The sequence below is a fragment of the Micromonospora sp. NRRL B-16802 genome (assembly GCF_001279555.1).
In the GTDB taxonomy this organism is placed as follows: domain Bacteria; phylum Actinomycetota; class Actinomycetes; order Mycobacteriales; family Micromonosporaceae; genus Micromonospora; species Micromonospora profundi.
In genome coordinates this window covers 91,845-116,809 of the sequence record NZ_LGEB01000046.1, presented here as the reverse complement: position 1 = coordinate 116,809, position 24,965 = coordinate 91,845, and the positions used below count along the sequence as shown (strand labels likewise).

General features: G+C 71.3%; 29 protein-coding genes. 18 read left to right on the top strand and 11 right to left on the bottom strand.

Features of this window, described 5'->3' with window-relative positions:
* Positions 1 to 247 precede the first annotated feature (247 nt).
* From ADK66_RS07000 to ADK66_RS06990, 3 genes are all read left to right on the top strand, one after another.
* Positions 248 to 1,162: a MurR/RpiR family transcriptional regulator gene (locus ADK66_RS07000; protein WP_053653066.1), complete on the top strand. Its 915-nt coding sequence runs from the start codon at positions 248 to 250 to the stop codon at positions 1,160 to 1,162.
* The gene (gene murQ, locus ADK66_RS06995) at positions 1,159 to 2,115 is read left to right on the top strand and encodes an N-acetylmuramic acid 6-phosphate etherase (RefSeq protein ID WP_082377282.1); all 957 of its coding nucleotides are present in this window, start codon (positions 1,159 to 1,161) and stop codon (positions 2,113 to 2,115) included. The genes ADK66_RS07000 and murQ overlap by 4 nt, the downstream gene beginning before the upstream one ends.
* 402 nt (positions 2,116 to 2,517) lie before the next feature.
* Positions 2,518 to 3,507: an RNA polymerase sigma factor RpoD/SigA gene (locus tag ADK66_RS06990; RefSeq protein ID WP_053653065.1), complete on the top strand. Its 990-nt coding sequence runs from the start codon at positions 2,518 to 2,520 to the stop codon at positions 3,505 to 3,507.
* A 72-nt stretch (positions 3,508 to 3,579) separates the two neighbouring features.
* Here the strand turns inward: ADK66_RS06990 and ADK66_RS06985 are convergent, their stop codons facing one another.
* Positions 3,580 to 4,557, bottom strand: a complete 978-nt coding sequence (locus ADK66_RS06985; RefSeq protein ID WP_053653064.1) for a C40 family peptidase — start codon at positions 4,555 to 4,557, stop codon at positions 3,580 to 3,582.
* A gap of 499 nt (positions 4,558 to 5,056) precedes the next feature.
* On the opposite strand from ADK66_RS06985, the gene ADK66_RS06980 reads away from it, so the two are divergent.
* Entirely contained in the window at positions 5,057 to 5,578 is a 522-nt protein-coding gene (locus tag ADK66_RS06980) for a DUF6232 family protein (protein ID WP_053653063.1), read from the top strand.
* An 18-nt stretch (positions 5,579 to 5,596) separates the two neighbouring features.
* Here ADK66_RS06980 and ADK66_RS06975 read toward each other — a convergent pair whose 3' ends face one another.
* Both ADK66_RS06975 and ADK66_RS06970 read right to left on the bottom strand, forming a co-directional pair.
* Positions 5,597 to 5,923: a DUF3817 domain-containing protein gene (locus ADK66_RS06975; protein WP_053653062.1), complete on the bottom strand. Its 327-nt coding sequence runs from the start codon at positions 5,921 to 5,923 to the stop codon at positions 5,597 to 5,599.
* 25 nt (positions 5,924 to 5,948) lie between these two features.
* Positions 5,949 to 6,404 carry a hypothetical protein gene (locus ADK66_RS06970; protein ID WP_053653138.1) on the bottom strand — a complete coding sequence of 152 codons (456 nt, stop codon included), beginning with the start codon at positions 6,402 to 6,404 and terminating at the stop codon, positions 5,949 to 5,951.
* A 130-nt stretch (positions 6,405 to 6,534) separates the two neighbouring features.
* Between ADK66_RS06970 and ADK66_RS06965 the strand changes: the two genes are divergently transcribed.
* The 3 genes from ADK66_RS06965 to ADK66_RS06955 are packed head-to-tail and all read left to right on the top strand — an operon-like array spanning position 6,535 to position 7,774.
* Positions 6,535 to 6,873 (top strand): DUF6158 family protein, encoded by a 339-nt coding sequence (locus tag ADK66_RS06965; RefSeq protein WP_053653061.1) that lies wholly within the window; start codon positions 6,535 to 6,537, stop codon positions 6,871 to 6,873.
* Entirely contained in the window at positions 6,873 to 7,202 is a 330-nt protein-coding gene (locus tag ADK66_RS06960; RefSeq protein ID WP_053653060.1) for a hypothetical protein, read from the top strand. The genes ADK66_RS06965 and ADK66_RS06960 overlap by 1 nt, the downstream gene beginning before the upstream one ends.
* 32 nt (positions 7,203 to 7,234) lie before the next feature.
* Positions 7,235 to 7,774: a DUF1360 domain-containing protein gene (locus ADK66_RS06955; RefSeq protein ID WP_231639939.1), complete on the top strand. Its 540-nt coding sequence runs from the start codon at positions 7,235 to 7,237 to the stop codon at positions 7,772 to 7,774.
* 54 nt (positions 7,775 to 7,828) lie between these two features.
* Here ADK66_RS06955 and ADK66_RS06950 read toward each other — a convergent pair whose 3' ends face one another.
* The 3 genes from ADK66_RS06950 to ADK66_RS06940 form a co-directional block, all read right to left on the bottom strand.
* Positions 7,829 to 8,023, bottom strand: a complete 195-nt coding sequence (locus ADK66_RS06950) for a hypothetical protein (RefSeq protein WP_053653058.1) — start codon at positions 8,021 to 8,023, stop codon at positions 7,829 to 7,831.
* Between the two features lie 22 nt (positions 8,024 to 8,045).
* Positions 8,046 to 8,270, bottom strand: coding sequence for a hypothetical protein (locus ADK66_RS06945; protein WP_053653057.1), 225 nt, complete (start codon positions 8,268 to 8,270; stop codon positions 8,046 to 8,048).
* Positions 8,271 to 8,704: 434 nt separating this feature from the next.
* The gene (locus ADK66_RS06940; protein WP_053653056.1) at positions 8,705 to 9,790 is read right to left on the bottom strand and encodes a 3-deoxy-7-phosphoheptulonate synthase; all 1,086 of its coding nucleotides are present in this window, start codon (positions 9,788 to 9,790) and stop codon (positions 8,705 to 8,707) included.
* Positions 9,791 to 10,073: 283 nt separating this feature from the next.
* On the opposite strand from ADK66_RS06940, the gene ADK66_RS06935 reads away from it, so the two are divergent.
* The gene (locus ADK66_RS06935; protein ID WP_053653055.1) at positions 10,074 to 10,286 is read left to right on the top strand and encodes a hypothetical protein; all 213 of its coding nucleotides are present in this window, start codon (positions 10,074 to 10,076) and stop codon (positions 10,284 to 10,286) included.
* On the opposite strand, the gene ADK66_RS06930 is transcribed toward ADK66_RS06935, so the two are convergent.
* Positions 10,256 to 11,002, bottom strand: coding sequence for a hypothetical protein (locus ADK66_RS06930; protein ID WP_053653054.1), 747 nt, complete (start codon positions 11,000 to 11,002; stop codon positions 10,256 to 10,258). The genes ADK66_RS06935 and ADK66_RS06930 overlap by 31 nt on opposite strands.
* Before the next feature lie 96 nt (positions 11,003 to 11,098).
* Between ADK66_RS06930 and ADK66_RS06925 the strand changes: the two genes are divergently transcribed.
* The 5 genes from ADK66_RS06925 to ADK66_RS06905 all read left to right on the top strand — a co-directional run bounded on the left by ADK66_RS06925 (position 11,099) and on the right by ADK66_RS06905 (position 16,063).
* Positions 11,099 to 12,391: a pitrilysin family protein gene (locus tag ADK66_RS06925; protein ID WP_053653053.1), complete on the top strand. Its 1,293-nt coding sequence runs from the start codon at positions 11,099 to 11,101 to the stop codon at positions 12,389 to 12,391.
* A complete protein-coding gene (locus ADK66_RS06920; protein WP_053653052.1) occupies positions 12,388 to 13,725 on the top strand; it encodes a pitrilysin family protein in 1,338 nt (445 codons plus the stop codon). The genes ADK66_RS06925 and ADK66_RS06920 overlap by 4 nt, the downstream gene beginning before the upstream one ends.
* A gap of 165 nt (positions 13,726 to 13,890) precedes the next feature.
* On the top strand, positions 13,891 to 14,916 hold the full coding sequence (locus ADK66_RS06915) for an aspartate-semialdehyde dehydrogenase (protein WP_053653051.1): 1,026 nt from the start codon (positions 13,891 to 13,893) through the stop codon (positions 14,914 to 14,916).
* Positions 14,917 to 15,128: 212 nt separating this feature from the next.
* Positions 15,129 to 15,569 carry a PPOX class F420-dependent oxidoreductase gene (locus ADK66_RS06910; protein WP_082377280.1) on the top strand — a complete coding sequence of 147 codons (441 nt, stop codon included), beginning with the start codon at positions 15,129 to 15,131 and terminating at the stop codon, positions 15,567 to 15,569.
* Positions 15,570 to 15,646: 77 nt separating this feature from the next.
* A complete protein-coding gene (locus ADK66_RS06905; protein ID WP_053653050.1) occupies positions 15,647 to 16,063 on the top strand; it encodes a CBS domain-containing protein in 417 nt (138 codons plus the stop codon).
* A gap of 120 nt (positions 16,064 to 16,183) precedes the next feature.
* Here ADK66_RS06905 and ADK66_RS06900 read toward each other — a convergent pair whose 3' ends face one another.
* Positions 16,184 to 17,290: a DNA glycosylase AlkZ-like family protein gene (locus tag ADK66_RS06900; RefSeq protein WP_053653049.1), complete on the bottom strand. Its 1,107-nt coding sequence runs from the start codon at positions 17,288 to 17,290 to the stop codon at positions 16,184 to 16,186.
* A 200-nt stretch (positions 17,291 to 17,490) separates the two neighbouring features.
* On the opposite strand from ADK66_RS06900, the gene ADK66_RS06895 reads away from it, so the two are divergent.
* The 5 genes from ADK66_RS06895 to ADK66_RS06875 all read left to right on the top strand — a co-directional run bounded on the left by ADK66_RS06895 (position 17,491) and on the right by ADK66_RS06875 (position 22,441).
* A complete protein-coding gene (locus tag ADK66_RS06895; RefSeq protein ID WP_053653136.1) occupies positions 17,491 to 17,862 on the top strand; it encodes an SCP2 sterol-binding domain-containing protein in 372 nt (123 codons plus the stop codon).
* Positions 17,862 to 19,922: a glycogen debranching N-terminal domain-containing protein gene (locus ADK66_RS06890; protein WP_053653048.1), complete on the top strand. Its 2,061-nt coding sequence runs from the start codon at positions 17,862 to 17,864 to the stop codon at positions 19,920 to 19,922. The genes ADK66_RS06895 and ADK66_RS06890 overlap by 1 nt, the downstream gene beginning before the upstream one ends.
* Positions 19,923 to 20,009: 87 nt before the next feature.
* The gene (locus tag ADK66_RS06885; RefSeq protein ID WP_053653047.1) at positions 20,010 to 20,762 is read left to right on the top strand and encodes a 1-acyl-sn-glycerol-3-phosphate acyltransferase; all 753 of its coding nucleotides are present in this window, start codon (positions 20,010 to 20,012) and stop codon (positions 20,760 to 20,762) included.
* A gap of 85 nt (positions 20,763 to 20,847) precedes the next feature.
* On the top strand, positions 20,848 to 21,456 hold the full coding sequence (locus ADK66_RS06880) for an isochorismatase family protein (protein ID WP_082377279.1): 609 nt from the start codon (positions 20,848 to 20,850) through the stop codon (positions 21,454 to 21,456).
* Positions 21,457 to 21,460: 4 nt separating this feature from the next.
* Positions 21,461 to 22,441, top strand: coding sequence for a GlxA family transcriptional regulator (locus ADK66_RS06875; RefSeq protein WP_053653045.1), 981 nt, complete (start codon positions 21,461 to 21,463; stop codon positions 22,439 to 22,441).
* Here ADK66_RS06875 and ADK66_RS31345 read toward each other — a convergent pair.
* From ADK66_RS31345 to ADK66_RS06865, 3 genes are all read right to left on the bottom strand, one after another.
* Positions 22,323 to 23,036 carry a hypothetical protein gene (locus ADK66_RS31345; protein ID WP_157552307.1) on the bottom strand — a complete coding sequence of 238 codons (714 nt, stop codon included), beginning with the start codon at positions 23,034 to 23,036 and terminating at the stop codon, positions 22,323 to 22,325. The two genes, ADK66_RS06875 and ADK66_RS31345, sit on opposite strands and share 119 nt — an antisense overlap.
* A 72-nt stretch (positions 23,037 to 23,108) precedes the next feature.
* The gene (locus ADK66_RS06870; protein ID WP_053653044.1) at positions 23,109 to 23,822 is read right to left on the bottom strand and encodes a response regulator transcription factor; all 714 of its coding nucleotides are present in this window, start codon (positions 23,820 to 23,822) and stop codon (positions 23,109 to 23,111) included.
* Positions 23,795 to 24,904 carry a hypothetical protein gene (locus ADK66_RS06865; RefSeq protein ID WP_231639949.1) on the bottom strand — a complete coding sequence of 370 codons (1,110 nt, stop codon included), beginning with the start codon at positions 24,902 to 24,904 and terminating at the stop codon, positions 23,795 to 23,797. Before ADK66_RS06865 ends, ADK66_RS06870 begins: the two co-directional genes overlap by 28 nt.
* Between the last annotated feature and the right edge of the window lie 61 nt (positions 24,905 to 24,965).

Genomic DNA, 24,965 nt, shown 5'->3' with positions numbered 1-24,965 from the left:
GGTCACGCTAGCGTCTCGTGGGGATGGGCTGGCCGGTGCGGTCGACCATGCGGGCCGTACGGTCCGGCCGGGCCCGGATCGCCGCACCTCCGGCACCGTACGGTGCGGTGGCCGGACCCGGTGGGGGAGGCGGTGCTGTCTGGACGGTGGCACCCTTGGCCGGAGGGGCCCGGCCGGTTCGGCAGTGTTTTGCCCAACACGTGGAGTCGTGGTTGACGCCTCCGCCTGGTGAAAGTAAGTTTCATCCGTGGCGAAGAGTCCGAAGATTTCTGCGAATCACGAGCCCGGTGGGCTGATCGTCCACATCAGTGGGCTGCTGCCGTCGCTGTCGCCTGCCGAGCAGCGGGTCGCCCGACTGGTCGTGTCCGATCCGGCCGCCGCCGCCCGGCGGACGATCACCGACCTCGCCACCGCAGCGGAGACGTCCGAGGCGACAGTCATCCGGTTCTGCCGTTCGGTGGGCATGGACGGTTACCCGCAGCTGCGCATCCGGCTCGCCGCCGAGGCCGCCCGCCGGGTCGAGCCGCCGGACGCCAGGGTCGTCGGCGGTGACATCCCGCCCGGCGCCGACCTCGCCCAGATCATCGCCACCATCGCGTTCAACGACGCCCGCGCGGTCGAGGAGACCGCCGAGCAACTCGACCCCGCCATCTGCGAGCAGGTGGTCGAGGCCATCAACGGTGCCGGTCGCATCGACATCTACGGTGCCGGCGCCAGTGGGTTCGTCGCCTCCGACTTCCAACAGAAGCTGCATCGCATCGGCCGGATCGCCTTCTACTTTCCGGACGTGCACACCGCGCTGACGTCCGCCGCGTTGCTCGGCAAGGGCGACATCGCGATCGGCATCTCGCACACCGGCACCACCTCCGACGTCATCGAGGTGCTGGAGCAGGCGCGTAAGCGGGGTGCCAGCACTGTGGCGCTCACGAACTTCCCGCGCTCGCCGATCACCGAGGTGGCCGACTTCGTGCTGACCACGGCGGCCCGGGAGACGACCTACCGCTCCGGTGCCACAGCCAGCCGGCTGGCCCAGCTCACAGTGGTCGACTGCCTCTTCGTCGGGGTGGCCGCCCGCAACAGGTCCCGCGCCCGCAAAGCCCTTGAGGCGACCGCCGAGGCGGTCCAGTCGCACCGGGTGGGTGCCAACCGGAGGCGGGCATGACGCCCGGTGCGGTGGAGCCGGACGAGACCATGTCAGCACCGCCCGTCCGCCCGGCCGTCCGGGTGGGCGCCCCCACGGAACGGCGCAACCCGCTGAGCGTCGACCTCGACCTGATGTCGACCCGGGACGTGCTCACCGTCATCAACGAAGCCGACCGGCGGGTGCCGGCGGCGGTCGCCGCAGTGCTCGACGAGATCGCCGCCACTGTCGACCTGGCCGTCGCGGCGCTGCGCGGTGGCCACCGGGTGCACTACTTCGGGGCCGGCACCTCGGGTCGGCTGGGCGTCCTCGACGCGGCCGAGTTGGCACCCACGTTCAACTCGCCCCGGCACTGGTTCTGCGCACACCTCGCGGGCGGGCCGGACGCGATGTGGCGGGCAGTGGAGGACGCCGAGGACGACGATCAGGGCGGTGCGGTCGAGGCCGCCGGATGTGTGCGTGCGGGTGACCTGGTGGTCGGTCTCGCGGCCAGCGGGCGCACCCCGTACGTCCTCGGGGCGCTCGCCGCGTCCCGCGCCACGGGTGCCTCGACAGTGCTGCTCTGCGCCAATCCGGAGGCGGAGGCGGCCCGGTCCGTCGACGTGTTCATCGGGGTGGACACCGGACCCGAGGTGGTCACGGGGTCGACCCGGATGAAGGCGGGCACAGCGCAGAAGTTGGTGCTGAACACGTTCTCGACAGCCGTCATGGTGCGCCTGGGGCGGGTCTACTCGAACCTCATGATCGATATGGTCGCCACAAACGCGAAGCTTCGTGGCCGAATGATCTCGATCCTGATGGAGGCGACCGGATGCTCCGAGGAGGTTTGCCGGCGGGCTCTCAACGAGGCCGACGGTGATCTGAAGACGGCACTGGTTTCGCTGGTCTCCGGTGCCGAGGTCGCTGCCGCGCGGGCCGCGTTGGCGCGCTCCGCCGACCAGGTGCGCGGGGCCCTCGCGCTGCTCGCCTCCTGAGACCCCGCATACCGGGAAGCGAACGGGGCTCCGGATTGTTCATCGGGGCGGGGGGTAATAACACCCTCGTGGATGAACCGACCGGCCCGCCGGTACGTGTTTGGCAGTGACCAGGATCGCAGCACGGTGGTGACCCGGGTCGCTGTGCCCCCGCGGCGGGCGGTGTTGCCATGGTGCGGGCGTTCGGCGATTTCGTCGACCCGCCAACCCGTCTGAGGTGCCCAGCGGCGAGTTACCCGGGCGGGTGCTGACAGCGAACATGGATCGCGCTCTCAGCAACTACTCAGGCATTCGTGACACTTTCGACTCACGACATGGAATCCCCGAGACGTCTTATCTGTTGTGTAGGTGTCAGCACCGATGGGCACAGCAGAAGTTACCAGGGGCTGACCGACGTGGGGAATGGCAAGGAACCGGGCAACCGGCGCGAGCGAGGGGACCGTGGGCAACGTGGACAAGAACATCGGCATGCGCACCGACGAGGTGGCCGAGGAGCGCGACCTGGTCGGCGTCTACCTGCACGAGATCTCCCGGACGCCACTGCTGGACGCCGCCAAGGAGGTCGACCTCTCCAAGGCGATCGAGGCCGGCCTGTACGCCGAGCACCTGCTCGGTGAGGACGCCGTTCCCGACGGGGTCGACCGGACCGACCTGGAGTGGCTTGTCGTCGAGGGCGAGCGCGCGAAGGACCTCTTCATCCGCGCCAACCTGCGACTGGTCGTGTCGATCGCCCGCCGCTACGTGCGCTCGGGCATGCCCATGCTGGACCTGATCCAGGAGGGCAACACCGGCCTCGTCCGGGCGGTCGAGAAGTTCGACTACGAGCGTGGCTACAAGTTCTCCACCTACGCCACCTGGTGGATCCGTCAGGCCATCAGCCGGGCGATCGCCCAGCAGGAGCGCACCGTGCGACTGCCTGTGCACCTGGTGGAGGACGTCAACCGGATGCGCAACGTGGCCCGGCAGCTCACCCGTGAGCTGGGCGCCGACCCGGAGCCGGAGCAGATCGCGGCATCGCTCGGCGTCACCGTCGAGCGGGTCAACGAGCTGCGCCGCTGGTCGCAGGACACCGTGTCGCTCGACACTCCGGTCGGCGACGACGGTGACACCAACCTGGGCGACCTGGTCGCCGACAGCGACGCGCCGTCGCCGGAGGACATCGTCCTCAGCGGGCTGGAGCGGCAGCGCATCGAGGGTCTGCTCAACCACCTCGACGACCGTTCGGCAGGCATCATGCGGGCCCGTTACGGCCTCGAGGACGGCCGCGAGCACTCGCTCACCGAGGTCGCGTCGCGGTTCTCGCTGTCGCGTGAGCGGATCCGCCAGCTGGAGATCCAGGCCCTCGGCCGGCTGCGTGAGCTTGCCCGCGCGGAGGGGCTGCAGGCAGCCTGACCTGGTAGTAATGACGGCGAACGGCCGGCGTCCGATAGGGGGACGCCGGCCGTTCGCCGTATTCGGGTCCGGCTAGCGGACCCGGCCGTAGCCCTGGATCGGCATCATGTTCATGCCGCGTTTGAGCACGTTACGGCCGGCGCTCGGTGCGTCGATCACCTGACCGCCACCCACGTAGAGGGCGACGTGCCCGAGCCCGCTGTAGAAGACCAGGTCTCCCGGCCGCAGGTCGCCCTTGCTGATGTGGCTCACCGCGCCCCACTGCATGCGCGTGTTGTGCGGTAGTGACTTGCCGGCGGCCCGCCAAGCCGCCGAGGTGAGCCCGGAGCAGTCGTAGCCGTTCGGCCCGTCGGCCGCCCACACGTACGGCTTGCCGAGCGCGCCGAAGGCGTAGCGCACCGCCGTGCCGGCAGCCCCGGACACCGCAGGCACGTTCTTGGCCTCGGTCTTCGCCGTCTTGGGCGCGGGCCGTTCGGTGGCCGATCCGTACGCCTGGCGGCGCAGTTCGTAGAGCTTGGCCAGGTCGTTCTCGATGCGCTTCTTGCCCGCCGCGAGTTCGCGGGCCTGCACGGCCTGCCGGGCCAGCGTGGCGTCCAGACGCGACTTCTCGTCCAGCAACCGCTGCTGGTTGGCGGTGAAGCCGGAGATGCGTGCCTGCCGTTGGCGGGTCAACTGGTCGAGCGTGCCGAGCCGATCCAGCAGCGCCGCGGAACCGCCGGGCCGCAGCAGGGCGTCCGCGGTACGCAGACCACCACTCTTGTATGCGGAGTTGGCCAGTTGGGCGACGTCGGCCCGGCTCTGCTCGGCCTGCTGCTCCAGCGGGCCGATGCGGGCCTGTAGTTGGGCCACGGTGGCCTTGTTGGCCTTGATCTCCTCGTTGAGCTTGTTGTACGACTCCACGACCCGCTCCAACTCGGTCGAGGAGGCCTCGATCCGGCGGGTCAGGTCGGCCGGGGATGGCTCGGCGTGAGCCACCGCCGTTGGCGCGACCAGCGCGGCCGACATTCCGACCAGCGCCACGGTGCGCAGCAGATATCTCAGGGATGACAAGAGCGAAAGGCCCCTCTCCCACGGTCGCCGACGGCGCTGCTGACGCCTCGGCGACACCGGCTGGGGCCACCCGGGTGGACGGCACTGGGCCAGACCGGCTCGAACAACCTAACCCGGGACGCCTGAAACCCGCAGTTGAAGTAGGGGCGAATGTTGGCTGAGTGACGCGAAGGACCATTGGGCCACCTGGCGCGCTCGGGGCTGTTGACACCGCGCGGAGGCGACGCCGAATCCCTTCTGTCGCCTATTGACTGGTTTCTGACTTTCGTCGTTCCGGGCGTATGCCGTCGGATGAGCGGGCGCGATAACCGACAAAACCTGAAATGGATGCTGTTTCGTAACGATGTCGCCCGGGTGGGTGAGCTGTCGGAAGCCGGTAATTGCCCAGGTGGGCTGGCGGCGCCCGAACACAATGGAGGCCGGAGCCGGGAATCCCGTCGACAGACAACGATGCCCGCGGCTGGTGGGCCCCCGGCGATCGCCCCTCGGGGGAGGACCCGTGAATCGTGAAGGCGCAACGACGCGACCGCAACGAACGGTGCCCGGTGCCCGGTCGACACTGCTGTACGCGCGACCCGGCATCATCGTCACCGTCGACCGGTTCACCGTCGGCCGCACCAGTTACCGCATCGTCGACCTGACCCACCTGCGCACCACCCGGGGCCCGCACGACCGGATCGCCGTCCGGGCCGTCGTGGCCACCGCGTCCATGATCGGTGCGGTCGGACTGCTGCTCGGCTTCAGCGGCGGCCTGGAACGGCTGACCGCCGGCGCGTACCTCATTCTCGGTGCGGTGTTCCTGCTGCCGGCGGCGCTTGCCCTTGTCGGCGACCGCTGGCGCCCACCGCCGTACGAGTTGTGGGGGTGGCACCGGGGAGCCGAGGTGCTGCTGTTCAGCGCCGACGACGAGCGGCAGTTCGGCCAGGTCACCCGGGCGCTGCTGCGAGCCCGGGAAGTCAACCGGTACGGCGGCTGGGTCGACCCGGTCGCCTCGGCCGACCCGTGGCGGCCCAGCCGTTGACCGGCAGCAGGGCCGCGGTCAGCTGGCGACCGGCTCCGGCGTACGCGCTGCCGGCTTGTCCAGCCAGCCGGTGACCCGGCGCTCGGCGTAGAACGAGACGAACGGCACGGTGCCGGCAAGCATCACCAGGAGCATCCGCTTCAACGGCCACTCGGCCCGGCGGCTCAGGTCGAACGCGGCCAGCAGGTAGAGCATGTAGAGGAAGCCGTGGGCCTGGCCCACCGTCTCCACCACGATCGGGCGGTCGAACCCGTACTTCAGCGGCATGCCGATCACGACCAGCAGGATCAGCGCGACGCCCACGATCCAGGCGATCACGCGGTACCGGGTAAGGGCTGCGCCCACCGTCGTCCGTCCTTCCGAACCCGGCTCAGCCGGGGTAGTCACCGGGCCGGGCACCCGGATTGGCGTTCAACCATGACAGGTAGTCGTTGTAGGCGGCCAGGTCGGCGTCCTCGGCGGGCGGGGCCGTCGCCGGCACCCGGGACACCCGGACCGGCCGGCGTACCGCCGGGCGGGACCCGGTGGTCGCGGCCGGCGTCGACTCGGCCGCCGTCGCCTCGGCCGGTGATCCGGCCGGGTCGGTTGCGTCGGCCGGTGACTCGGCGGCCCCCTCCGCGCTGCGGCGGGCCAGCCGCACCTCCCGCCACCAGACGTAGACCACGAAGCCGGCGAAGACCGGCCACTCGACGGCGTACCCCCAGCTGATGCTGTTGCCGGCGGTGGCCCGGCTGATCTGCCACCAGCCCAGCCCGAGGAAGCTCACGACCAGCACGACCATGGCCACGTGGCGTGCGATCCACGCCGGGGTCCAGAGCCACCTCATGCCGTCGAGGGTACCGGGCACCGTGCCGATCTCCGACACCGTGTCGTAGTCGTCGCGTCGTCGGGATGGTTTGGCGGCACCGCCTTTGGGCATCCGTCTAGACGCCAGCCCAAACGAACCCAGGGGGGCGATGATGACCGGATCGGTACGTGAGGACGGTTTTGCGTCCAGCGGCAGCACGGACATGAGCCCGGAGCAGCGGGTGCCCGAGTGGGGCGGCGACCAGTTCGCCGACCCGGGTGGCGCGGATCTCGACGGCGCAACGCTCGGCGTCGACCCGACGGAGCTGACCGACGAGGATCTGATCCGCGAGATGCACAGCCTGCACCGCACGCGGCTGGACACCCTCCGGCACGCCTCGGACTCCGCCCTCGCCAACCACCTGCGGCGCACGGCCGAGCTCGAAACCGAGTACCTGGCCCGCCACCCGGGCCGCGAGGTCGACCCGAGTCGCCTGCGGGACGACTGATGGCGGCCCATGCGGTACGAGGCATGTCCGCGCCGCCGGAGGTGGTCTTCAACACGGCCACCGACCCGTCCCGGGCTTCGGCGTGGCTGCCTGAGCCGTTGCGCGGCGACGGCAGCCCCGCCGCCGAGATCGACGGCGAGGAACTGCGGGCCCGCTGGGACGACACCGACTGGTCCGCGGAACTCCGGGTCCAACCCGCGGACAGCGGCGGCGCGCGGATCGAACTCGACCTGACCGACGGCGCGGGCGGCTCGGGTCCGGACCAACTCGCGGACGAGGCGTTGGCCAACCTCGTCCGTGAGGTCGCCGACAACCTCCAGGCCGGCTGATACCGCACCTTCACGACATGCGAGGAGAACGGGTGACCGACACGGGCCTGCGACACAGGGTGGCGCGGCTGCGCCGGGCGTACGCGCCACACGAACACCGGCCGCTCGGCGGCTACCTGGTGGCGATGGGCACCTACGCCGGAGTGACCGGAGCGCTCGCCGGTTTGGTCAAGGCAACCGGTCGGCCGGTGCCCGAGCGCCCCGCGCCGGCCGACGTGGTGCTGCTCTCCATCGCCACACACAAGCTGAGTCGGCTGCTGTCCAAGGACGCGGTGACGAGCCCGCTGCGGGCGCCGTTCACCAGGTACGACCGGCCGATCGGCAGCGGCGAGGTGATGGAGCAGGTCCGTGACTCGGGCAGCTCCACCCGGCACGCCATCGGGGAGCTGCTGAGCTGCCCGTTCTGCCTGGCGGTGTGGGTGGCCACCGGGCTGACCGGCGGTCTGGTGCTTGCTCCCCGGCTGACCCGGCTGGTGGCAACGGCCCTCACCGCGGTCGCCGCCTCCGATTTCCTCCAGATGGCGTACGCGACGGCGCAGCAGGCCGCCGAGGGTGGGCATCACGACGACTGAAACGCGCATACGTAAGCGGGGGCCGGCAGATGCCGACCCCCGCTTACGTATGCGTCAGCGCTGCATGCCGGACCAGCCGTGCGGCGACTCCGGCTCCCGCTCGTCCTCGTCAGCCCCGGTGATGATGTCCCGGTCGACTGCCGTCTTGTCATGTTCGTTCGCGAAGTCCGGCTCGGGCGTGGTGTCCCTGCCCTTCGGCGGTTGGCCGAGCGCCGGCACCTTCTCGTCGTGGTCCTCGTGGTGCGTCATGTCGGTGTCCCTTCTGGGTCGCTCACCCGACGGAACCGCCGAGCAGGTCGCTTACCTCGTCCACCGCGTACTCGCCCTCAGGTAGGGCGTCGATCCGGGCGAGCAGTTCGGGCGGGAGTTCGGCGGCGACCGCCCGGCGGTAGATGTCCGCCTGGGTGATCCGCTCCTGGCCTCGGTAGAGGTCGTCGAGCAGGTCGTCGAGAGCTCGGGTGTCCGGCTCGCCGGTAACGGATGCGTCGTCGGTCACGCGGATCAGCTACCCGGGGCGGAATCGGTCAAACGTCGCGCCAGCGGCTCGCACCGGACCCTGTGCCTCTCCTTTGCTCTGCTTCAACCCACGCACCACTTTTGGGGTCCGGCCGTTGCGTCGGTTGAAGCAGAGCAAAGGAGGCATTGAGGGGTGCGGGGGTCATGGAGCGGGGCGCGGGGGTGCGGGGACGCGGCGCGGGGGCGCGGCGCGCGGCGGTAGAGACAGCGCCGCCCCCGGCCGGAGGGCCGGGGGCGGCGCTGGTGTCGGTGTGCAGGTCGCCTCTCGGCGAGTGGCACGACGCGGCTCCAGCCGAACGGTATTCCGCGAGGGCTATTTAGGTGAGGCCCGGGGACACTGGACACACCGACACCTCTGTCAACGGACCGACCCCCACTGGTGTTCCGGCCGGGTCAGTGACCGCCGTCACACCGTCAGGCGCGGGCCGGCAGGGCGGCCCGGCGGGTCTGCACGGCCGTGGCCAGGTGTTCGAGCACCTGGGCGGTGTCGTCCCAACCGAGGCAGGCGTCGGTGACCGAGCGGCCGTACACCAGCTCGCGGGTCGGGTCGAGATCCTGCCGGCCCGGCAGCAGGAACGACTCCAGCATCACGCCGGTGATCCCGCGCTGGCCGTCGGCCATCTGGCCGGCCACGTCCGCGACGACCTTCGGCTGGTTGCGGTGGTCCTTGCCACTGTTGGCGTGGCTGGCGTCGATGACCAGCCGCTCCGGCAGCCCTGCCGCGCGAAGCAGGTCGAGCGCGCCAGCCACCGACTCGGCGTCGTAGTTGGGCCGGCCGCCGCCGCCGCGCAGCACCAGGTGCCCGTCGGTGTTGCCCCGGGTGTGCATGATCGCCGGGGTGCCGGAGAAGTCGATGCCCGGGAAGACGTGCGGCACACCGGCGGCGCGGATCGCGTCCACGGCGGTGCCGATGCTGCCGTCGGGGCGATTCTTCATGCCGATCGGCATGGACAGCCCGGACGCGAGCTGCCGGTGCACCTGGCTTTCCACGGTGCGGGCGCCGATGGCCCCCCAGCCGACAAGGTCCGCGATGTACTGCGGCGAGATCGGGTCGAGGAACTCGCAGCCCACCGGCAGGCCGAGGCGCAGCACGTCGAGCAGCAGCGCGCGGGCGAGCCGCAGGCCGGTGTTGACGTCGCCGCTGCCGTCCAGCCCCGGGTCGTTGATGAGGCCCTTCCAGCCCACCGTCGAGCGCGGCTTCTCGAAGTAGACGCGCATGACGATCAACAGGTCGTCGGAGAGCCGGTCCGCGACCACGCGCAGACGCTCGGCGTAGTCGAGGGCGGCGGCCGGGTCGTGCACCGAGCACGGGCCGACCACCACCAGCAGGCGATCGTCCTCGCGGTCCAGCACACGACTCACCGCACGGCGGCCGGTCAACACGGCCGAGGCCAGCGAGGCATCCAGTGGCAACTCGTGGTGCAGCAACGCGGGAGTGGTCAACGGCACGACACGTTCGATCCGTTGATCACTGACGCGAACGGTCTCAGGGGTCGTCACGGTGGGGCATCCTTCCGCCGACCGTGCCCCGGGGCCGGTGCCCGGGTCGAGCCGGCTGCTCGTACGCAAAAGGGCAGGAACGAGAGCTCCTGCCCGGGCCGGCTTGGTCAGCGGTGACGTCAGATCATGGAGAAGTCACCGGCGTGCAAGCCGGCTGCCTAAACCATCGATACGAACACCTCACGAGCCCAGCGTACCCGACCGGCTGCGCAAGGCGACCGTCGTCCCAAGATGCGGCAAGAACACCGCGTGTCGGACGCACCGCCGGGGTAACAGGGGTGCCATGACTGACGAGCAGAGCGACCAGGAGCGGGTGGAGTCCCGCGCACACCTCCTACCCGAGGAGGCGGCGGCCGGCAGCGACGACCCGGAGGCGCAGGCGGAGGCCATCCTCGCCGAGTCGGACATCCGGGAAGCCGACCAGAACGCAGCCCCCGACACGGTGCTGGAGCGCCGTACCTCGGATCAGACAGTGGCCGTCGAGCCGCCGGACTGACCGGACGCGCCGCGCGCCCGACGTGACCCCCGGTAGGTCTGGTCCCGCAGCCAGGCCAGCGGGCCTGCCGCCCGCATCCCCGGCGGCAGGTTGCGCACCGGGTCGAAGGCGAGTGCGGCATCCTCCCGGGCGCTCAGCCGGGCGCCGATGCTGAACTGCCCGACGGGCCGCCACGGACCCACGGCGGACGCGACCGCGAGTACCAGTCGCGGCGCGTCCGTCCGGGCCGCGGCGGCCACCGCGGCCAGGCTCCGACCCAGGTCGACAGCCTCGGGGTCGGCCAGCGCGGCCAGCCAGAGCCGACGCCGTCCCATCCGAAAACCCACGATCGTGCTGTACGTCCCGGCGAAGCGCCGCCGAGGCAGCGGCAGCGACCGCAGCACCGGGGCGGCGCCGCTGGAGCTGACCAGCAGGTCGAACGAGCGACCGCTGTCGAAATGCATCCGCAGTGCCAGGCCCAGCACGTCCGGCCAGGAGCCGGGCGTGGGAGTGCCCTTGGAGAGCCGCACCGTGCCCGCGTACCGGCCGGGGTCGTCCAGCAGGCCGACCCCGGTGGGCGGTCCGGGCGTACCCCAGATCGTCACCTCGGCGACGAACGACGCACCGGCCGGATGCAGCAACCGGCCGCGGCGCAGCCGGCCGAGCGCGGCGCTTGCGCGCTCGACGGCGGTGGCGGCCGGCCCGGCGGTCCGGCGTGCGGGAGGGGTAACGGTCATTCCCCTCCGATACCCCGACCAAAGGGCTCGATGCGGGCGGCTCGCCGACCGACCACACGTCACCTTTCCGCCCGCGAGATCGGATAGCGTCGTGTCATGCCCGACAGTGGTTACCCCTGGCCCATTGAGACGTCCCGACTGGACAACGGCCTGCGCGTGGTGGTGAGCGAGGACCGCACCGCACCCGCCGTGGCCGTCAACCTCTGGTACGACGTCGGCTCCCGGCACGAGCCGGCTGGGCAGACCGGTTTCGCCCACCTATTCGAGCACCTGATGTTCGAGGGCTCGGTGAACGTGGCCAAGACCGAGCACATGAAGCTGATCCAGGGCTCCGGCGGCTCACTCAACGCCACCACCAACCCGGACCGCACCAACTACTTCGAGACGGTCCCGGCCGAGCACCTGGAGTTGGCGCTCTGGCTGGAGGCCGACCGGATGGGTGGCCTGGTGCCCGCCCTGACCCAGGAGACCCTGGACAACCAGCGCGACGTGGTGAAGAACGAGCGCCGGCAGCGCTACGAGAACGTCCCGTACGGGGACGCGTGGCTGCGCCTGCTGCCGCTGCTCTACCCGCCGGGGCACCCGTACCATCACGCGACCATCGGCTCGATGGCCGACCTGAACGCCGCTGACCTCGCCACGTTCCAGGCGTTCCACAAGACGTACTACGCGCCGAACAACGCGGTCCTCACCGTCGTCGGTGACGCCGACGCCGCCGAGGTGTTCGCGCTTGCCGACAAGTACTTCGGGGCCCTGCCCGCCCGCGAGGACATCCCACCCGCGCCGGACGGCCGCACCGTCCCGGCGACCGGGACGCCCGCCGTGGAGACGGTGACCGCCGACGTGCCGGCCCCCCGCGTCTACATCGCCCACCGTGGCCACCCGTTCGGCAGCCCGGGGTACGACGTGCTCACAGTGCTCGCCACAGTGCTCGGCAGCGGCAGGGGCAGCCGGCTCTACCAGCGGCTGGCCGACGGGGAGCGGATCGCCCAGCCCGACCTGGTCGGCGCGTACGGGGTGGATCTGGCACACGCCCCGGCACCGCTGATCGCCACCGCCACCGCCCGCCCCGGCATCAGCGCCGAGCGGCTCACCGAAGGGCTGGCCGAGGTCGTCGACGAACTGGCCACCGTGCCCGTGACCGCCGCCGAACTGGACCGGGCGAAGGCGTTGCTGAGCACCGCGTGGTGGCGGCAGATGTCGACAGTGGATGGTCGTGCGGACACGCTCGGCCGGTACACCACCCAGTTCGGCGATCCCGCCCGGGCCGCCGACCGGCTGCCCGCCTGGCTCGCGGTGACAGCCGAGCAGATCGCCGAGACCGCCGCCGAGGTGCTCGGCGCTGCCGACCGGGTGACCCTGACCTACCTGCCCGAGGAGACCGCATGACGCTGATCGCCGACCGTCCCGGCCCGGGTGCCGCTCGCCCGTACCGGTTCCCGCCGGTGGTCCGCCGCACGGTGGCCGGCGGCCAGGTGGTCGCCGCGCACCTGCCCGGGCAGAACCTCGCCGTCGCGCTGCTGCTGCTCGACGCGGGCGCCGCCCGGGAGCAGGCAGGCAAGGAGGGCCTGGGCGGGGTGCTTGCCAAGGCGCTGGAGGAGGGCACCGCGCAGCGTGACGCCACCGCGTACGCGCTGGCCATCGAGGCGCTCGGCACGGAACTGGTGACCGGGCTGGACTGGGACTCGTTCCAGGTCAGCGTCCAGGTGCCGGTGGACCGGCTGACCGCCGCCGTGCAGTTGCTCGCCGAGGCCGTCCGGACGCCACGACTGGACCCGGCCGACGTCCGGCGGGTCCGCGACGACGAGGCAACCGCGCTGCGGATGGACTGGGCCAACCCGGGGCCGCGCGCTGACGCGGCGCTGCGCGCGGACCTGTACGGCCTGGACAACCGGTGGGGCCGACCGATGTACGGGGACCCGGACTCGGTGGCCGGCCTGGACGTGGAGGACGTGACTGTCTTCCACTCCGAGTGGTTCCTGCGGCCCGGCACCCTGATCGTCGCCGGTGACCTGGACCGGATCGACCTGGACGCGCTGGCCGCTGCGGCTTTCGCTGGCACCGGCGGTGGCCCGGCCGAGCGGGGCGGCCCGATCGAGGTGCCGTTGCACACCGGCCGGCGGATCATCCTCGTGGACCGGCCCGGCTCCGTGCAGTCGACGTTGCGGCTCGGTCACCCGTCGCCGCACCGGTCGCACCCCGACCACGTACCGATGACGCTCGCCGGCACTGTGCTCGGCGGCGCGTTCACCTCCCGCCTCAACCACCTCATCCGTGAGGTGCGCGGCTACACGTACGGCATCCGGGGCGAGTTCGCCTCGTCGCGGCGGTTCGGCCGCTTCGCTGTCAGCTCCGGCGTGCAGACCGCTGTCACAGTGCCGGCCCTTGTCGAGTCAGTGGGGGAGATCACCCGTACCCAGCAGGGGGGAGTGACCGAGGACGAGCTGGCGGTGGCCCGCTCCTGGCGGGCCGGGCAGCTGTCTGTCGAGTTGCAGAGCCCACGGGCGATCGCGTCGGCGTTGACCACGCTTGTGGTGCACGACCTGCCGGACGACTACCACGCCCGGCTGCGGGAGGCGCTGCTCTCCGCCGACGTGGCGCAGGTCTCCGCAGCGGCAGCGACCCACCTGCACCCGGAAGCGCTGACCCTTGTCATCGAGGGCGACGCGGCGCTGATCCGCGACGAGTTGGTCGCGGCGTCCCTGGGCGACCTGCTCACCTGACCCTGACACGCCTCCTTGCGTTGATCATGAGGTTGTCGTCACACCGCCCGGCGTGTCGTGACGACAACCTCATGATCGGCGGAGGCGGGGTAGGGAGTGGGTGTGATGTGGGACTGGTGGGAAAGGGCTCCCGGTCCCGGGGGTGGGCTGGGTAGCCTCGCGGGCATGAGGATCGGCATTGTGGGGGCCACCGGCCAGGTCGGTGGCGTGATGCGGCAGGTGCTGGCGGACCGTGAGTTCCCGGCGGAGCAGGTGCGGTTGTTCGCCTCGGCGCGGTCCGCCGGTCGTACGCTGCCCTGGCGGGGCGGCGAGGTGACCGTCGAGGACGCCACGACCGCGGACTACGCGGGGCTGGACATCGTGCTCTTCTCGGCCGGTAAGGGCACTGCCAAGGAGTTGGCGCCCCGCGTGGCCGAAACCGGTGCCGTGGTGATCGACAACTCGTCGGCCTTCCGGATGGACCCGCAGGTGCCGCTCGTGGTCGCCGAGGTCAACCCACACGCCGCCGCCGACCGCCCCAAGGGCATCATCGCCAACCCCAACTGCACCACAATGGCCGCGATGCCGGTGCTGCGCCCACTGCACGCCGAGGCCGGCCTGGTCGGGCTCGTCGTCTCGACGTACCAGGCGGTCTCCGGCGCCGGCCTGGCCGGCGTCGCCGAGTTGGACGAGCAGGTCCGTAAGGTCGCCGAAAACGCCACCGGGCTCGCCTTCGACGGTTCGGCTGTGGAATTCCCCGCGCCGCGCTCGTTCGCCGAGCCGATCGCCTTCAACGTGCTCCCGCTGGCCGGCTCGATCGTCGACGACGGCTCGTTCGAGACCGACGAGGAGCAGAAGCTCCGCAACGAGAGCCGCAAGATCCTGGAGATCCCCGACCTGAAGGTGTCGGGCACCTGCGTCCGGGTGCCGGTCTTCACCGGTCACTCGCTCCAGATCAACGCCCGGTTCGCCCGTCCGATCACCCCGCAGCGCGCCCACGAACTGCTCGCCGACGCCCCCGGCGTCGCGTTGACCGCCGTGCCGACGCCGTTGCGGGCCGCCGGTCAGGACCCGACCTACGTGGGGCGCATCCGCGCCGACGAGACCGTCGAGTACGGGTTGGCGCTGTTCTGCTCCAACGACAACCTGCGCAAGGGTGCTGCGCTCAACGCCGTGCAGCTCGCCGAACTGGTCGCCGCCGAACTCCGCTGACCTGCCGCGCTCACACCGCGCCCTCGCCGGCCACCGGCGGGGGCGCGGTGCCGTTCCGGCGACGGGTGCGACGGCTCGGCGGGTCGTGCTTGCCGAGTGTCCTTCGGCCGGTTGTGCTTGCCGAGTGTCCTTCGGCCGGTTGTGCTTGCCGATTGTGCTTCGGCCGGTCGTGCTTGGATGGGACGAAGCCGACGATCCATCTGGAGGAGCCCGTGCCGGACGACAGCACCCAGCAGGCGTTGACCGACCTGATCGCCAGCCGCTCGATGGGCGTACTGGCGACGATCAAGCGTGACGGGCGGCCACAGCTGTCGACAGTGGTCTACGCCTTCGACTCCGAGGCCGGCCTGATCCGGGTGTCCGTCACCGACGGGCGGGCCAAGACCGCCAACCTGCGTCGGGACCCGCGGGCGAGCTTCCACGTCAGCAGCGAGGACGGCTGGGCGTACGCGGTGATCGAGGGACGCGCCGAGCTGACCACGCCCGCCGCCGATCCCGGCGATGCGACGGTCGAGGAACTGGTGGGGCTGTACCGCTCGGTGCGCGGCGAACACCCGGACTGGGACGACTACCGACAAGCCATGGTCGCCGAGCGTCGGGTGGTGCTGCGCCTGCACGTGGAGCGGCTCTACGGGATGCCCCCGCGCGGCTGATCGGCGCAGCGCAGCGCGCGTTACCTCGCCCCGGGCGGCGGGTAGACGGGCCGTGCCGACACCGAGAGGGGAGCACCATGACAACGGTCGGAGAGTTCATGACGACCCGGTTGGTGACGATGGACGGCAACGACACGTTGAGCGCCGCCGCGCAGGAGATGCGGGACAGCGCCATCGGTGACGTGGTGGTGACCGACGGAGACAGCGTGGTCGGTATCGTCACGGACCGGGACATCGCGGTCCGCGGTGTCGCGGAGAACCGAGACCCCGGCACGACCCGGCTGAAGGAGATCACCAGCCGGGATGTGATCACCGTGAGCCAGTACGACGACGCGGTGTCCGCCGCGGACCTGATGCGCACCTACGCCGTACGCCGGCTGCCGGTGATCGAGGACGGCCGCCTGATCGGCCTGGTGTCGATGGGTGACCTCGCGGTGGAGCGTGAGCCGCAGTCGGTGCTTGCCGACATCAGCGCCGACGAGCCCAACAACTGATCGTCCGCCGCGGGTGCGCCGGCTCTCCCTCTCGGGAGGGCCGGCGCTGCGTTCGTCGACCCGGGGCCGTCTCGACCCGGGGCCGTCTCGACCCGGGCCGCTCGCCAGGCCTAGGCGACGTCAGGGCTTGTCGACCTCGACGCGAACGTCGGTGGCGGCTCGGGCCTCGGCGACAGTGGCGGCCTCGGAGTCGAGTTCCCGTCGAACCCGGGTGGACAGCGTCGACCAGGGGCTGACGGTCAACTCCAGCCGGCCCTTTCCGGCCTGCCGTGCCCGCCAGGTGCCCGCCACCTCACCGTCCACCAGTAGCGCGCCGGGGTTGCCGACCGGCCGCCACAACTGTTGCTGGTGCTCGCGTACGGGGACCAGCAGGTCACGATCGCGGCCGGCGAGAAATGGGTCGCCCGGTGGGAGGAGTCGCACCAGTCGTGGCGGGGACGCGCCAGTCAGCGCGTCGAGCGCGTCGGTCGGCAGCCAGGTGGCCCGGCCGTCGACGCGTACCTCGGTCAGGCCGGTGGGCCAGGCCCGGCGCAGCTCCGTCGCCGACGAGCCGAGGAAGCCTGCGGCATCGCCCACGGTGGCCGGGCCGAGCAGCCGCAGGTACGTCGTGACCACCTCGGCGGTGTGCGCCGCCTCGGCGGGCGGGCCGGGCCAGTCGGGCAGCGGCGCGAGCCGGGCGGCCCGGCCGGACACCGCGAGGCGTACCCCGCCGGCGAGCCCGGCCTGCTGGAAGAGCGCGCCGGAGATGTGCCGGGACCGGCACGGCTGGCAGTCGTAGGTCAGCGCGGCGGGCACCAGTTCGGAGACGGCGCGGCTGACCGCGCCGCGCTCCATCTCGGCTGTTACGACCGCCTGGAACGCCTCGGCGGTGGCCCGGAAGGCGGCAAGCCCGAGCCGGGCGCCCTCCCTGATCTGCCCCGGCATCCGGCGGGTGGCGTCGACGTCGGTGAGCGGCCAGAGCGCGGCGGTGAGCCTCGGCAGGTCGGCCCGTCGGTGCAGGTGTGGGGCGCCGCGCATGGACCAGACGAGCTCCAGTCGGTCGTCCGGCCTGGTCGCGCCCCGCGTGGCGAGCGCCTGGCGGGCCGCGCCGTACGGCGTGTCCTGTACACCGAGCGCCAGCACCGCCAGGTCGCCCGCCCGCCGGTCGGCAGTGCGATCGAGTTGCTGGGCCGCCACCCGGTAGGCGAGCACCTGGCGCCGGTCGACCTCCGGTGTCCGCCCCGTCATCTGGCACTCCGTCCCGGACTGTCCCCTCGTGTCCTTCCGGCACGTTACCGCCACCGACCGGCGCCGGCGGCTCACCCGATCTGGGCGAGGTTGACCGCGGGGTTGGCGGGGACCCGGTTGTCCAGGTGCAACGCCGGCCGGGCGCGACGCGAGCGCGCCGGACGGGATCCCGGCCGGTGAACGGGGAGGAGTGGGGCCCGATGGTGGACGCGACCACGAGGTTCTTCGAGGACCTTCAGCGACGGGGGTACGAGCCCTTGCTGGCGAAGGCGTCCGGGACGATGCGGATCGACCTTCAGGAGGGTGCGCAGACCCGGCACTGGCTGCTGGCGATCGACCACGGTCAGCTGCAGGTGACCCAGGAGGACCGGGAGGCCGACACGGTGGTCGGGACGAGCCCGGCGCTGTTCGACGACATCGTCTCCGGCCGCGAGCACGGCCTGGCGGCTCTGTTCCGCGGTGACGTGACGGTGTCGGGTGACGCCCGGCTGGTGGTTCAGGTGGAGCGGATCTTCCCCGGGCCGCCGGACTCCCGGGGGCCGCGTCGCCGCTTCGCGGGGGAGGCGAACTGATGGGCCAGAGCAACACGGTACGGATCCTCGACGGCAACACGTTCGTGGTCTGCGAGGACACCGGTGACATCGAGGCGACGCCGAGCGAGCCGACCGGGCTCTTTTCCCTGGACACCCGGTTCTTGTCCACCTGGGTGCTGACGGTGAACGGCGAACGGCTCAACTCGCTCTCCTTCGACGACCTCCAGTACTTCGAGTCGCGGTTCTTTCTCGTGCCGGGGATGGCGACGCATTATGTGGACGCGAAGTTGTCGATCATCCGCGAGCGCGCGGTCGGCGGCAGCTTCCGCGAACAGCTCACCATCCTCAACCACGACGAGAAGCCCGTCGACCTGGAGATCAGGATGGACGCGGCGTCGGACTTCGCCGACCTGTTCCAGGTCAAGGACGAGATCCTGAACAAGAAGGGCGAGATCTACGCCGAGGTCGAGGCGGACAGGCTGCGGTTGGGCTACCGACGGGGCAACTTCCGGCGGGAGACGATCATCTCCTCCTCGATGACGGCCCGCTACGACAGCAAGGGGTTCGCGTACACAGTGCGCCTGGAGCCCAACGAGCAGTGGAAGACCGCGATCGACGTGAAGACGCACGCGATCGGACCAGGTGGCCGGGACCTGCGGATGGGGCTTCGGATCCACGGCAACGAGCGGCTCGCCCTCCAGCACGACCTGGAGCAGTGGATCGCGGACGCACCCAAGGTCAACAGTGAGCACGGTCGGGTCTCGGCGACGTACCGGCGCAGTTTGATCGATCTTGCGGCGCTGCGCTTCTCGCCGCTGTCGCTGGGCGGTGCCACGCTTCCCGCGGCCGGCCTGCCCTGGTTCATGACCATGTTCGGCCGGGACAGCATCCTCACCTGCCTGCAGACGCTGCCGTTCACCCCGCAACTGTCGAAGACGACCCTACGCATCCTGGCGTCCCTGCAGGGCACCCGTTTCGACGACTTCCGGGACGAGGACCCGGGGCGGATCCTGCACGAGATGCGCTACGGGGAAACCGCGGCCTTCGAGGAGCAGCCGCACACGCCGTACTACGGCTCGGTGGACGCGACCCCGCTGTTCGTGGTGCTGCTCGACGAGTACGAGCGGTGGACCGGAGACGCCGACCTGGTCAGGGAGTTGGAGCGGGAGTCCCGGGCGGCGCTGGGCTGGATCGACAGTTACGCCGACCTGGTCGGCAACGGCTACATCTGGTACGAGCGGCGCAACACCGAGACGGGCCTGGAGAACCAGTGCTGGAAGGACTCCTGGGACTCGATCTCCTACTCCGACGGGACACTACCGCCCTTTCCCCGGGCCACCTGCGAGGTGCAGGGGTACGCGTACGACGCGAAGATCCGCGCGGCGCGGCTGGCCCGGGAATTCTGGGGTGACCCGGAGTTCGCCGACCAGCTGGAGCGGGAGGCGGCGGAGCTGAAGGAGCGGTTCAACAGGGACTGGTGGGTCGCTGACCGGGGGTACTACGCGCTCGCGCTGGACCCGGAAGGCCGTCAGTGTGACGTCCTCAGCTCCAACATCGGCCACCTCCTGTGGAGCGGGATCGTCGAACGCGAGCGGGCCGAACAGGTCGCGCAGCACCTGGTGGGACCTCGTCTCTTCTCCGGCTGGGGGGTACGGACCCTGGCCGAGGGGGAGGCCCGGTACAACCCGATCGGCTACCACAACGGCACGATCTGGCCGTTCGACAACTCGTTCATCGCCTGGGGTCTGCGCCGGTACGGGTTCGCCGAGGAGGCAGCGACAATCGCCAACGGCATGCTGGACGCGGCGACGTACTTCGACGGGCGGCTGCCGGAGGCGTTCGGCGGCTATCCGCGGGAGCTGACGAAGTTCCCGGTGGAGTATCCGACGGCGTGTAGCCCGCAGGCGTGGTCGACCGGTACGCCGCTGCTGTTGCTGCGCACCATGCTCGGGCTTGAGCCGCACGAGGGGCACCTGGCGGTCGAGCCACGGCTGCCGGTGGGGATGGGCCGGATCGAGGTGCTGGACATTCCGGGCCGGTGGGGTCGGGTGGACGCGTTCGCCCGGGGCCGGCTCGACCTGGACAACCTGGCCGACTGACGCACCGAACAGCGGCGGCGCGGGCAACCCGCGTCGCCGTTGGCCGCCGCCCAGGCGACCCACAGCCGGGCACGATAGATTCTGCGGATGCCGGAGCTCGTGTACCCGCCCGTTATCGCCGCCGCCAAGACGATGTTCCGGGTCCTCGACCTGAAGATCAACATTGAGGGCGCCCACCACGTACCCCGCACCGGTGGGGCCGTGCTGGCCAGCAACCACGTGAGCTACCTCGACTTCATCTTCGCCGGCCTCGGCGCGAACCCCTCAGGCCGGATGGTCCGGTTCATGGCCAAGCACTCGGTCTTCGAGCACCGGATCGGCGGGCCGTTGATGCGCGGGATGAAGCACATCCCTGTGGACCGCGAGGCCGGCGCGGCATCGTTCCGGGCGGCGGTGGACGCGCTCAAGCGCGGCGAGGTCGTCGGCGTCTTTCCGGAGGCCACGATCAGCCGCTCGTTCACCGTCAAGGAACTCAAGAGCGGCACCGTCCGGATGGCCCGCTCGGCGAAGGTGCCGGTGCTGCCGGTCGCGCTGTGGGGCACCCAGCGGCTCTGGACGAAGGGTCGCCCGCGCACCCTGACCCGCCGGCACACGCCCATCACGATCCTGGTCGGCGAGCCGATCGAGCCGGCGGACTTCCGGGACCCGAATCTGCTGGCCGCCGAGCTGACGACCCGGCTCACGGCGCTCGTCGATCGCGCCCAGAGGGAGTACCCGGACGCACCGGCCGGCCCGGACGACACGTGGTGGCTGCCGGCGCACCTGGGCGGCACCGCCCCGACGCCGGAGGAGGCCGCCGCCATGGACGCCGCCGGGGAGCGGCGTACCCCCAGCGTCTGAACGGTCGGCACGGTGACCGGATCGTTCCGCAAGCGGGCGTGATGGTGTCTGCCGTCGCGGTCACCGCCCGACCAGGATCGACGTCATGAGCAGAGCAGCACTTCTCGTGATCGACGTCCAGGAATCGTTCCGGCAGCGCCCCATCTGGGCGTACGGCTCCAACCCCGACATCGTCGGGCAGGTCGACCGGCTGGTCACCGCCGCCCGTCAACGCGGCGACCTGGTGGTCTGGGTCCTACACGCCGAACCGGGCACAGGCGGCGTCTTCGACCCGGCGCGTGGCCACGTGCGCCTGCTCGACGGACTGACACCGGCCGCGGGTGAGCCGACGCTCGTGAAGACCGCCCACAACGCGTTCACCACCACCAATCTGCAGCAGCTGCTCACCACCGCGGGCGTGGACGACCTCACCGTCTGCGGCATCCGCACCGAGCAGTGCGTCGAGACCACCGCCCGGGTGGGGTCGGACCTCGGCTACCGGATGACGTTCGTCACCGACGCCACGCAGACCTTCCCCATCCCGCACCGGGAGGTGCCGGAGACAGCGACCGTCGAGGAGATCCTCGCCGATCCGCGCACCATGACCACCGAGGAGATCATCACCCGCACCGAGTACGCGTTGGCAGGCCGCTTCGCGACCATCAGCACTGTCGACGAGGTCACCGGCGCGGCCCTCGCCGACGCCCGGAGATGAGCCGATGGCCAAGGTCGTATTCCTGCTGGTCCCGCAGCTGCACCTGCTGGACCTCGCTGGGCCGGCCCAGGTCTTCTCCAGCGCCGCGGACCTCGGCCACGACTACCGGCTGCACTACGTGGCCGAGCGGGAGCAGGTCCCCACCGTCCAGGGCGTACCGCTGGTCGCCGAGACGCTCTGGCCCGAGCTGACGCCGGACGACCTGGTGATCGTGCCGGGCTGGCGGCCGGCGGCGCACGGCCCGCAGGGGCCGGTGTCGCCGGCCGACCTGCGGCGCCTGGCCGACCACCACGCGTCCGGCGGCACTGTGGCGAGCGTCTGCGCGGGCGCGTACGCGCTGGGCCGCGCCGGGCTCCTCGACGGCCGACGCTGCACCACCCACCATGAGGTGCAGGACGATCTTGCCCGCCGTTACCCGGCAGCCCGGGTGGCCCGCGACGTGCTGTACGTGGTCGACGACCGGGTGGTCACCTCGGCGGGTATCGCCAGCGGCATCGACGTGGCCCTGCACCTGGTGGCGACCCGGCACGGCCCGGCCACCGCCGCCCGGATCGCCCGCACGCTCGTCGTCCACACCCGGCGCAACGGAAACGAGCCGCAGGCCAGCGCGATGATGCGTCATCGCCTGCACCTGTCCGACGCGGTGCACCGGGTGCAGGACGTGATCGACACCCGGTACGCCGAGCCGTTGCCGCTGGCCGAGCTGGCCGCCACCGGTGGTGTGGCGGAGCGGACACTGAGCCGGCTGTTCCGCGCGGCCACCGGGCTGACGCCGCTGGGCTATCAGCAGTCGCTGCGCGTGGAACGCGCCGAGCACCTCATCGGGCACGGCGCTACCGTGGAGGCTGCGGCGCGGAACGTGGGCTTCACCGACGCCCGGATGCTGCGCCGCCTGCGAGCCCGTCCCAGGACGTCGGCTCCGGCCCCGAACGGTAGTAGTCGTCCCGGGAGCGGAATTCCACAGGCAGTGAACCAGGCAGGGTGATCCGGTTCTCCCCGGCGAGCAACGCGGGACCGGCCCGCAGCAGCAGCACGTCGCGTTCCTGGGCGGAGAGGTCCACGAGCTCCGGGTGGGTGAGCCGGAACACTGCCACCGCCCGGCGGATCTGCTGGGCCAGCGCCATGACCTCTCCGGCCGGCCCGCCGAGGGCCAGCGCCGGCTGCTGGATGGTGCGCAGCGCGTCGCAGACGATCAGCAGCTCGGCCGGATCGGCCTGTGGAAGCTCCAGCCGGGACGGCCACTGCCAGCGGACCTGGCCGGTCATCAGACCGCCCAGCCGGCCCGGGGGTCGGCGTCGGGACGTGCCGTCGGCGACGAGGGACAGCTGCGAACCGGTGCCCACCCAGCAGATTCGCTGATCGGTGACTGTCACCGAAACCGGCCCGGGAAGCTGCCAGCCGAGATGGGCCTCTGTCGGCCCGAGCAGGCAGCCCGCGACCAACAGCCGGTGTCGGCTGAGCACGTTCTCACCGGGCAGCGGACGCATGTTGTAGTGCCGGTCCAGGGCGGGACCCACCTCGTCGTCCGGTGCGTCGAACCGGTGTGGACCGATAAAGAAGGGGGACGCGTCCGTGTGCATCGTCACGACCTTCCGGTCAGCTGGCTGTGCGTACGAGCCTCGCGGATCCGGGGGTCGCTGTCATGACGGTCGTTAGGGGGTCGGCCGGTCGTACGTCGCCTGTGACCGGTAGATGCCGATCTCCTCCGGGCGGACTAGCCCGTCCTCGATCGCACGGGCGAGCAATGCGGCCTTTGTGGCGGCCGGCCGCCCCGCACGGGTGTACTTGATGCGTGCCCGGTCCACGTATTGCTTCACCGTGTGTTCGCTGATCTGCATCCGGCGGGCCACCGACGCCTTGGACATCGACTGGAACCAGAGCAGCAGCGCCTCACGCTCCTTGTCGGACAGCATCGGCCGGTCCGGCCGCGGATCACCGACCATCGCGCCGGCCAACGCCGGTGGCACGTACGGGCGGTCGCTCGCCGCCGCCAACACCGTCGCCACGCAGTGCTCCCGGCCCTCGTGCTTGGCCAGGAACGCCACCGCCCCGGCGTCCAGCGCGGCGAGCATCGTCTGCGGATCGGTGTGCTCCGAATAGACCACCACCCGTCGCCCGGTGGCACTCAACTCGGCCAGCTTGTCAAGCGCCATCCGGCCGTGCAGCCGCAGGTCGAGCAGGACGACGTCGGCGTCCGGCGCCGCCCGCAGCACCTCGTCCGGATCGTCGCCGGTGGCAAGCACTGTCAGCCGGGGCTCGGTGGCCATCCAGGCGCGAACCCCGTCGACGACCACCGGGTGGTCATCGACGATCGCCACCCCGACCGCCCGATCGCCGGTCACTTCCGCCACCGGGTCTGCGCCCATCTGATGTCCCCGTCCCGTTCGTAGAGGTGCTGTACCGGCCCGTGGTCGTACTCCCCAGGTGGTGGGCCGGTCGCCTCCGGCCCCTCCCGGTCGGGCGTGACAAGGCTGACCACCACCTCGTCGGGGCCGGAGACGACGGTCAGTCGTGCCCAACCCCGTGCGTCGGCGAGATGCGCGGCGAGCGGGTCTGCCAGCTGACGGCGGATCTCGACGGGCAACGGCGGTGGATTGCCGATGGTGACCAGGTCGATCGGCAGTCCGTTGCGTTCGGCCAGGTCGGCGGCGGCCCGCAACTCGTGCAGCAGCGGATCGGGTACGTCGTCGGACTCCGCGATCATGCGGCGTAACCGGGCTGCGGCAAGTACGCAGCGCCGCTGCACCTCCGGGTCGTCCGGGTCGGCCGCACCGTAGGCCAGCTCACCGAGCACCCGGCCGGCCGCGCTGCCGGCCAGGGCGAGCCGGTCGCGGCGCTCCCGCAGGCCCCGCTCGGCGGCAGCCCGCTCGGCGGCCATCGCGTGCAACGCGGCGGCCGTGGCCGCCCGGTCCCGGGCCAGCCCGACGATCGTCATGCCGCCCACGAAGACGGCCAGTTGCAGGGAGAAGGTGCCGTAGACGTACATCGTGAAGCGGGCCAGGGCGGCGGCGTCGGGGCCGTGGGTGAGTACGGCGACCAACGCGATCACCGTGTGCGTGGTCAGCAGCACGACAAGCCCGACGACCCGGCGGCCCCACAGCATGAGCACGAAGAACCAGCCGAGCGTGCTCCACACCCAGTTGGCCGCGCCGAACAGGTGCCGATCACCGACCGCCGCGAAGACCGCCGCGTCGGCGGCGAGCAGCAGCACTGCCAGCGGCCACGGCGGCAGCGGTGTGCCGCGCAGCAGGAAAACGCCGGCGACCACGCCCGCCACGGCGACCAGCGCCCAACAGCCGAGCACGACAGCCGGCTCGGCGAACTCCGTGCGTACGCCGAGAACCGCGGGGAGGCCGATCGTCACGTGCCACACCCACGCGATGCCGACGACGACGATCCGGGCTCCGCGATCGGAGGCCCGCGCCACCGCAGCCGGTGCGGCGTGCACCCCCTCGCCGGGCTCCGGCGTCGCGTCCGACTGTTGCTGCGGAGTCGCTGCCCCGCGGGTG

Coding starts and splice junctions, on each gene's coding strand:
- murQ (WP_082377282.1), top strand. CDS start 1,159: ATGACGCCCGGTGCGGTGGAGCCGGACGAGACCATGTCAGCACCGCCC.
- ADK66_RS06990 (WP_053653065.1), top strand. CDS start 2,518: ATGGCAAGGAACCGGGCAACCGGCGCGAGCGAGGGGACCGTGGGCAAC.
- ADK66_RS06970 (WP_053653138.1), bottom strand. CDS start 6,404: ATGAGGTGGCTCTGGACCCCGGCGTGGATCGCACGCCACGTGGCCATG.
- ADK66_RS06965 (WP_053653061.1), top strand. CDS start 6,535: ATGATGACCGGATCGGTACGTGAGGACGGTTTTGCGTCCAGCGGCAGC.
- ADK66_RS06960 (WP_053653060.1), top strand. CDS start 6,873: ATGGCGGCCCATGCGGTACGAGGCATGTCCGCGCCGCCGGAGGTGGTC.
- ADK66_RS06950 (WP_053653058.1), bottom strand. CDS start 8,023: ATGACGCACCACGAGGACCACGACGAGAAGGTGCCGGCGCTCGGCCAA.
- ADK66_RS06935 (WP_053653055.1), top strand. CDS start 10,074: ATGACTGACGAGCAGAGCGACCAGGAGCGGGTGGAGTCCCGCGCACAC.
- ADK66_RS06930 (WP_053653054.1), bottom strand. CDS start 11,002: ATGACCGTTACCCCTCCCGCACGCCGGACCGCCGGGCCGGCCGCCACC.
- ADK66_RS06925 (WP_053653053.1), top strand. CDS start 11,099: ATGCCCGACAGTGGTTACCCCTGGCCCATTGAGACGTCCCGACTGGAC.
- ADK66_RS06920 (WP_053653052.1), top strand. CDS start 12,388: ATGACGCTGATCGCCGACCGTCCCGGCCCGGGTGCCGCTCGCCCGTAC.
- ADK66_RS06915 (WP_053653051.1), top strand. CDS start 13,891: ATGAGGATCGGCATTGTGGGGGCCACCGGCCAGGTCGGTGGCGTGATG.
- ADK66_RS06905 (WP_053653050.1), top strand. CDS start 15,647: ATGACAACGGTCGGAGAGTTCATGACGACCCGGTTGGTGACGATGGAC.
- ADK66_RS06900 (WP_053653049.1), bottom strand. CDS start 17,290: ATGACGGGGCGGACACCGGAGGTCGACCGGCGCCAGGTGCTCGCCTAC.
- ADK66_RS06895 (WP_053653136.1), top strand. CDS start 17,491: ATGGTGGACGCGACCACGAGGTTCTTCGAGGACCTTCAGCGACGGGGG.
- ADK66_RS06890 (WP_053653048.1), top strand. CDS start 17,862: ATGGGCCAGAGCAACACGGTACGGATCCTCGACGGCAACACGTTCGTG.
- ADK66_RS06885 (WP_053653047.1), top strand. CDS start 20,010: ATGCCGGAGCTCGTGTACCCGCCCGTTATCGCCGCCGCCAAGACGATG.
- ADK66_RS06880 (WP_082377279.1), top strand. CDS start 20,848: ATGAGCAGAGCAGCACTTCTCGTGATCGACGTCCAGGAATCGTTCCGG.
- ADK66_RS06875 (WP_053653045.1), top strand. CDS start 21,461: ATGGCCAAGGTCGTATTCCTGCTGGTCCCGCAGCTGCACCTGCTGGAC.
- ADK66_RS31345 (WP_157552307.1), bottom strand. CDS start 23,036: ATGCACACGGACGCGTCCCCCTTCTTTATCGGTCCACACCGGTTCGAC.
- ADK66_RS06870 (WP_053653044.1), bottom strand. CDS start 23,822: ATGGGCGCAGACCCGGTGGCGGAAGTGACCGGCGATCGGGCGGTCGGG.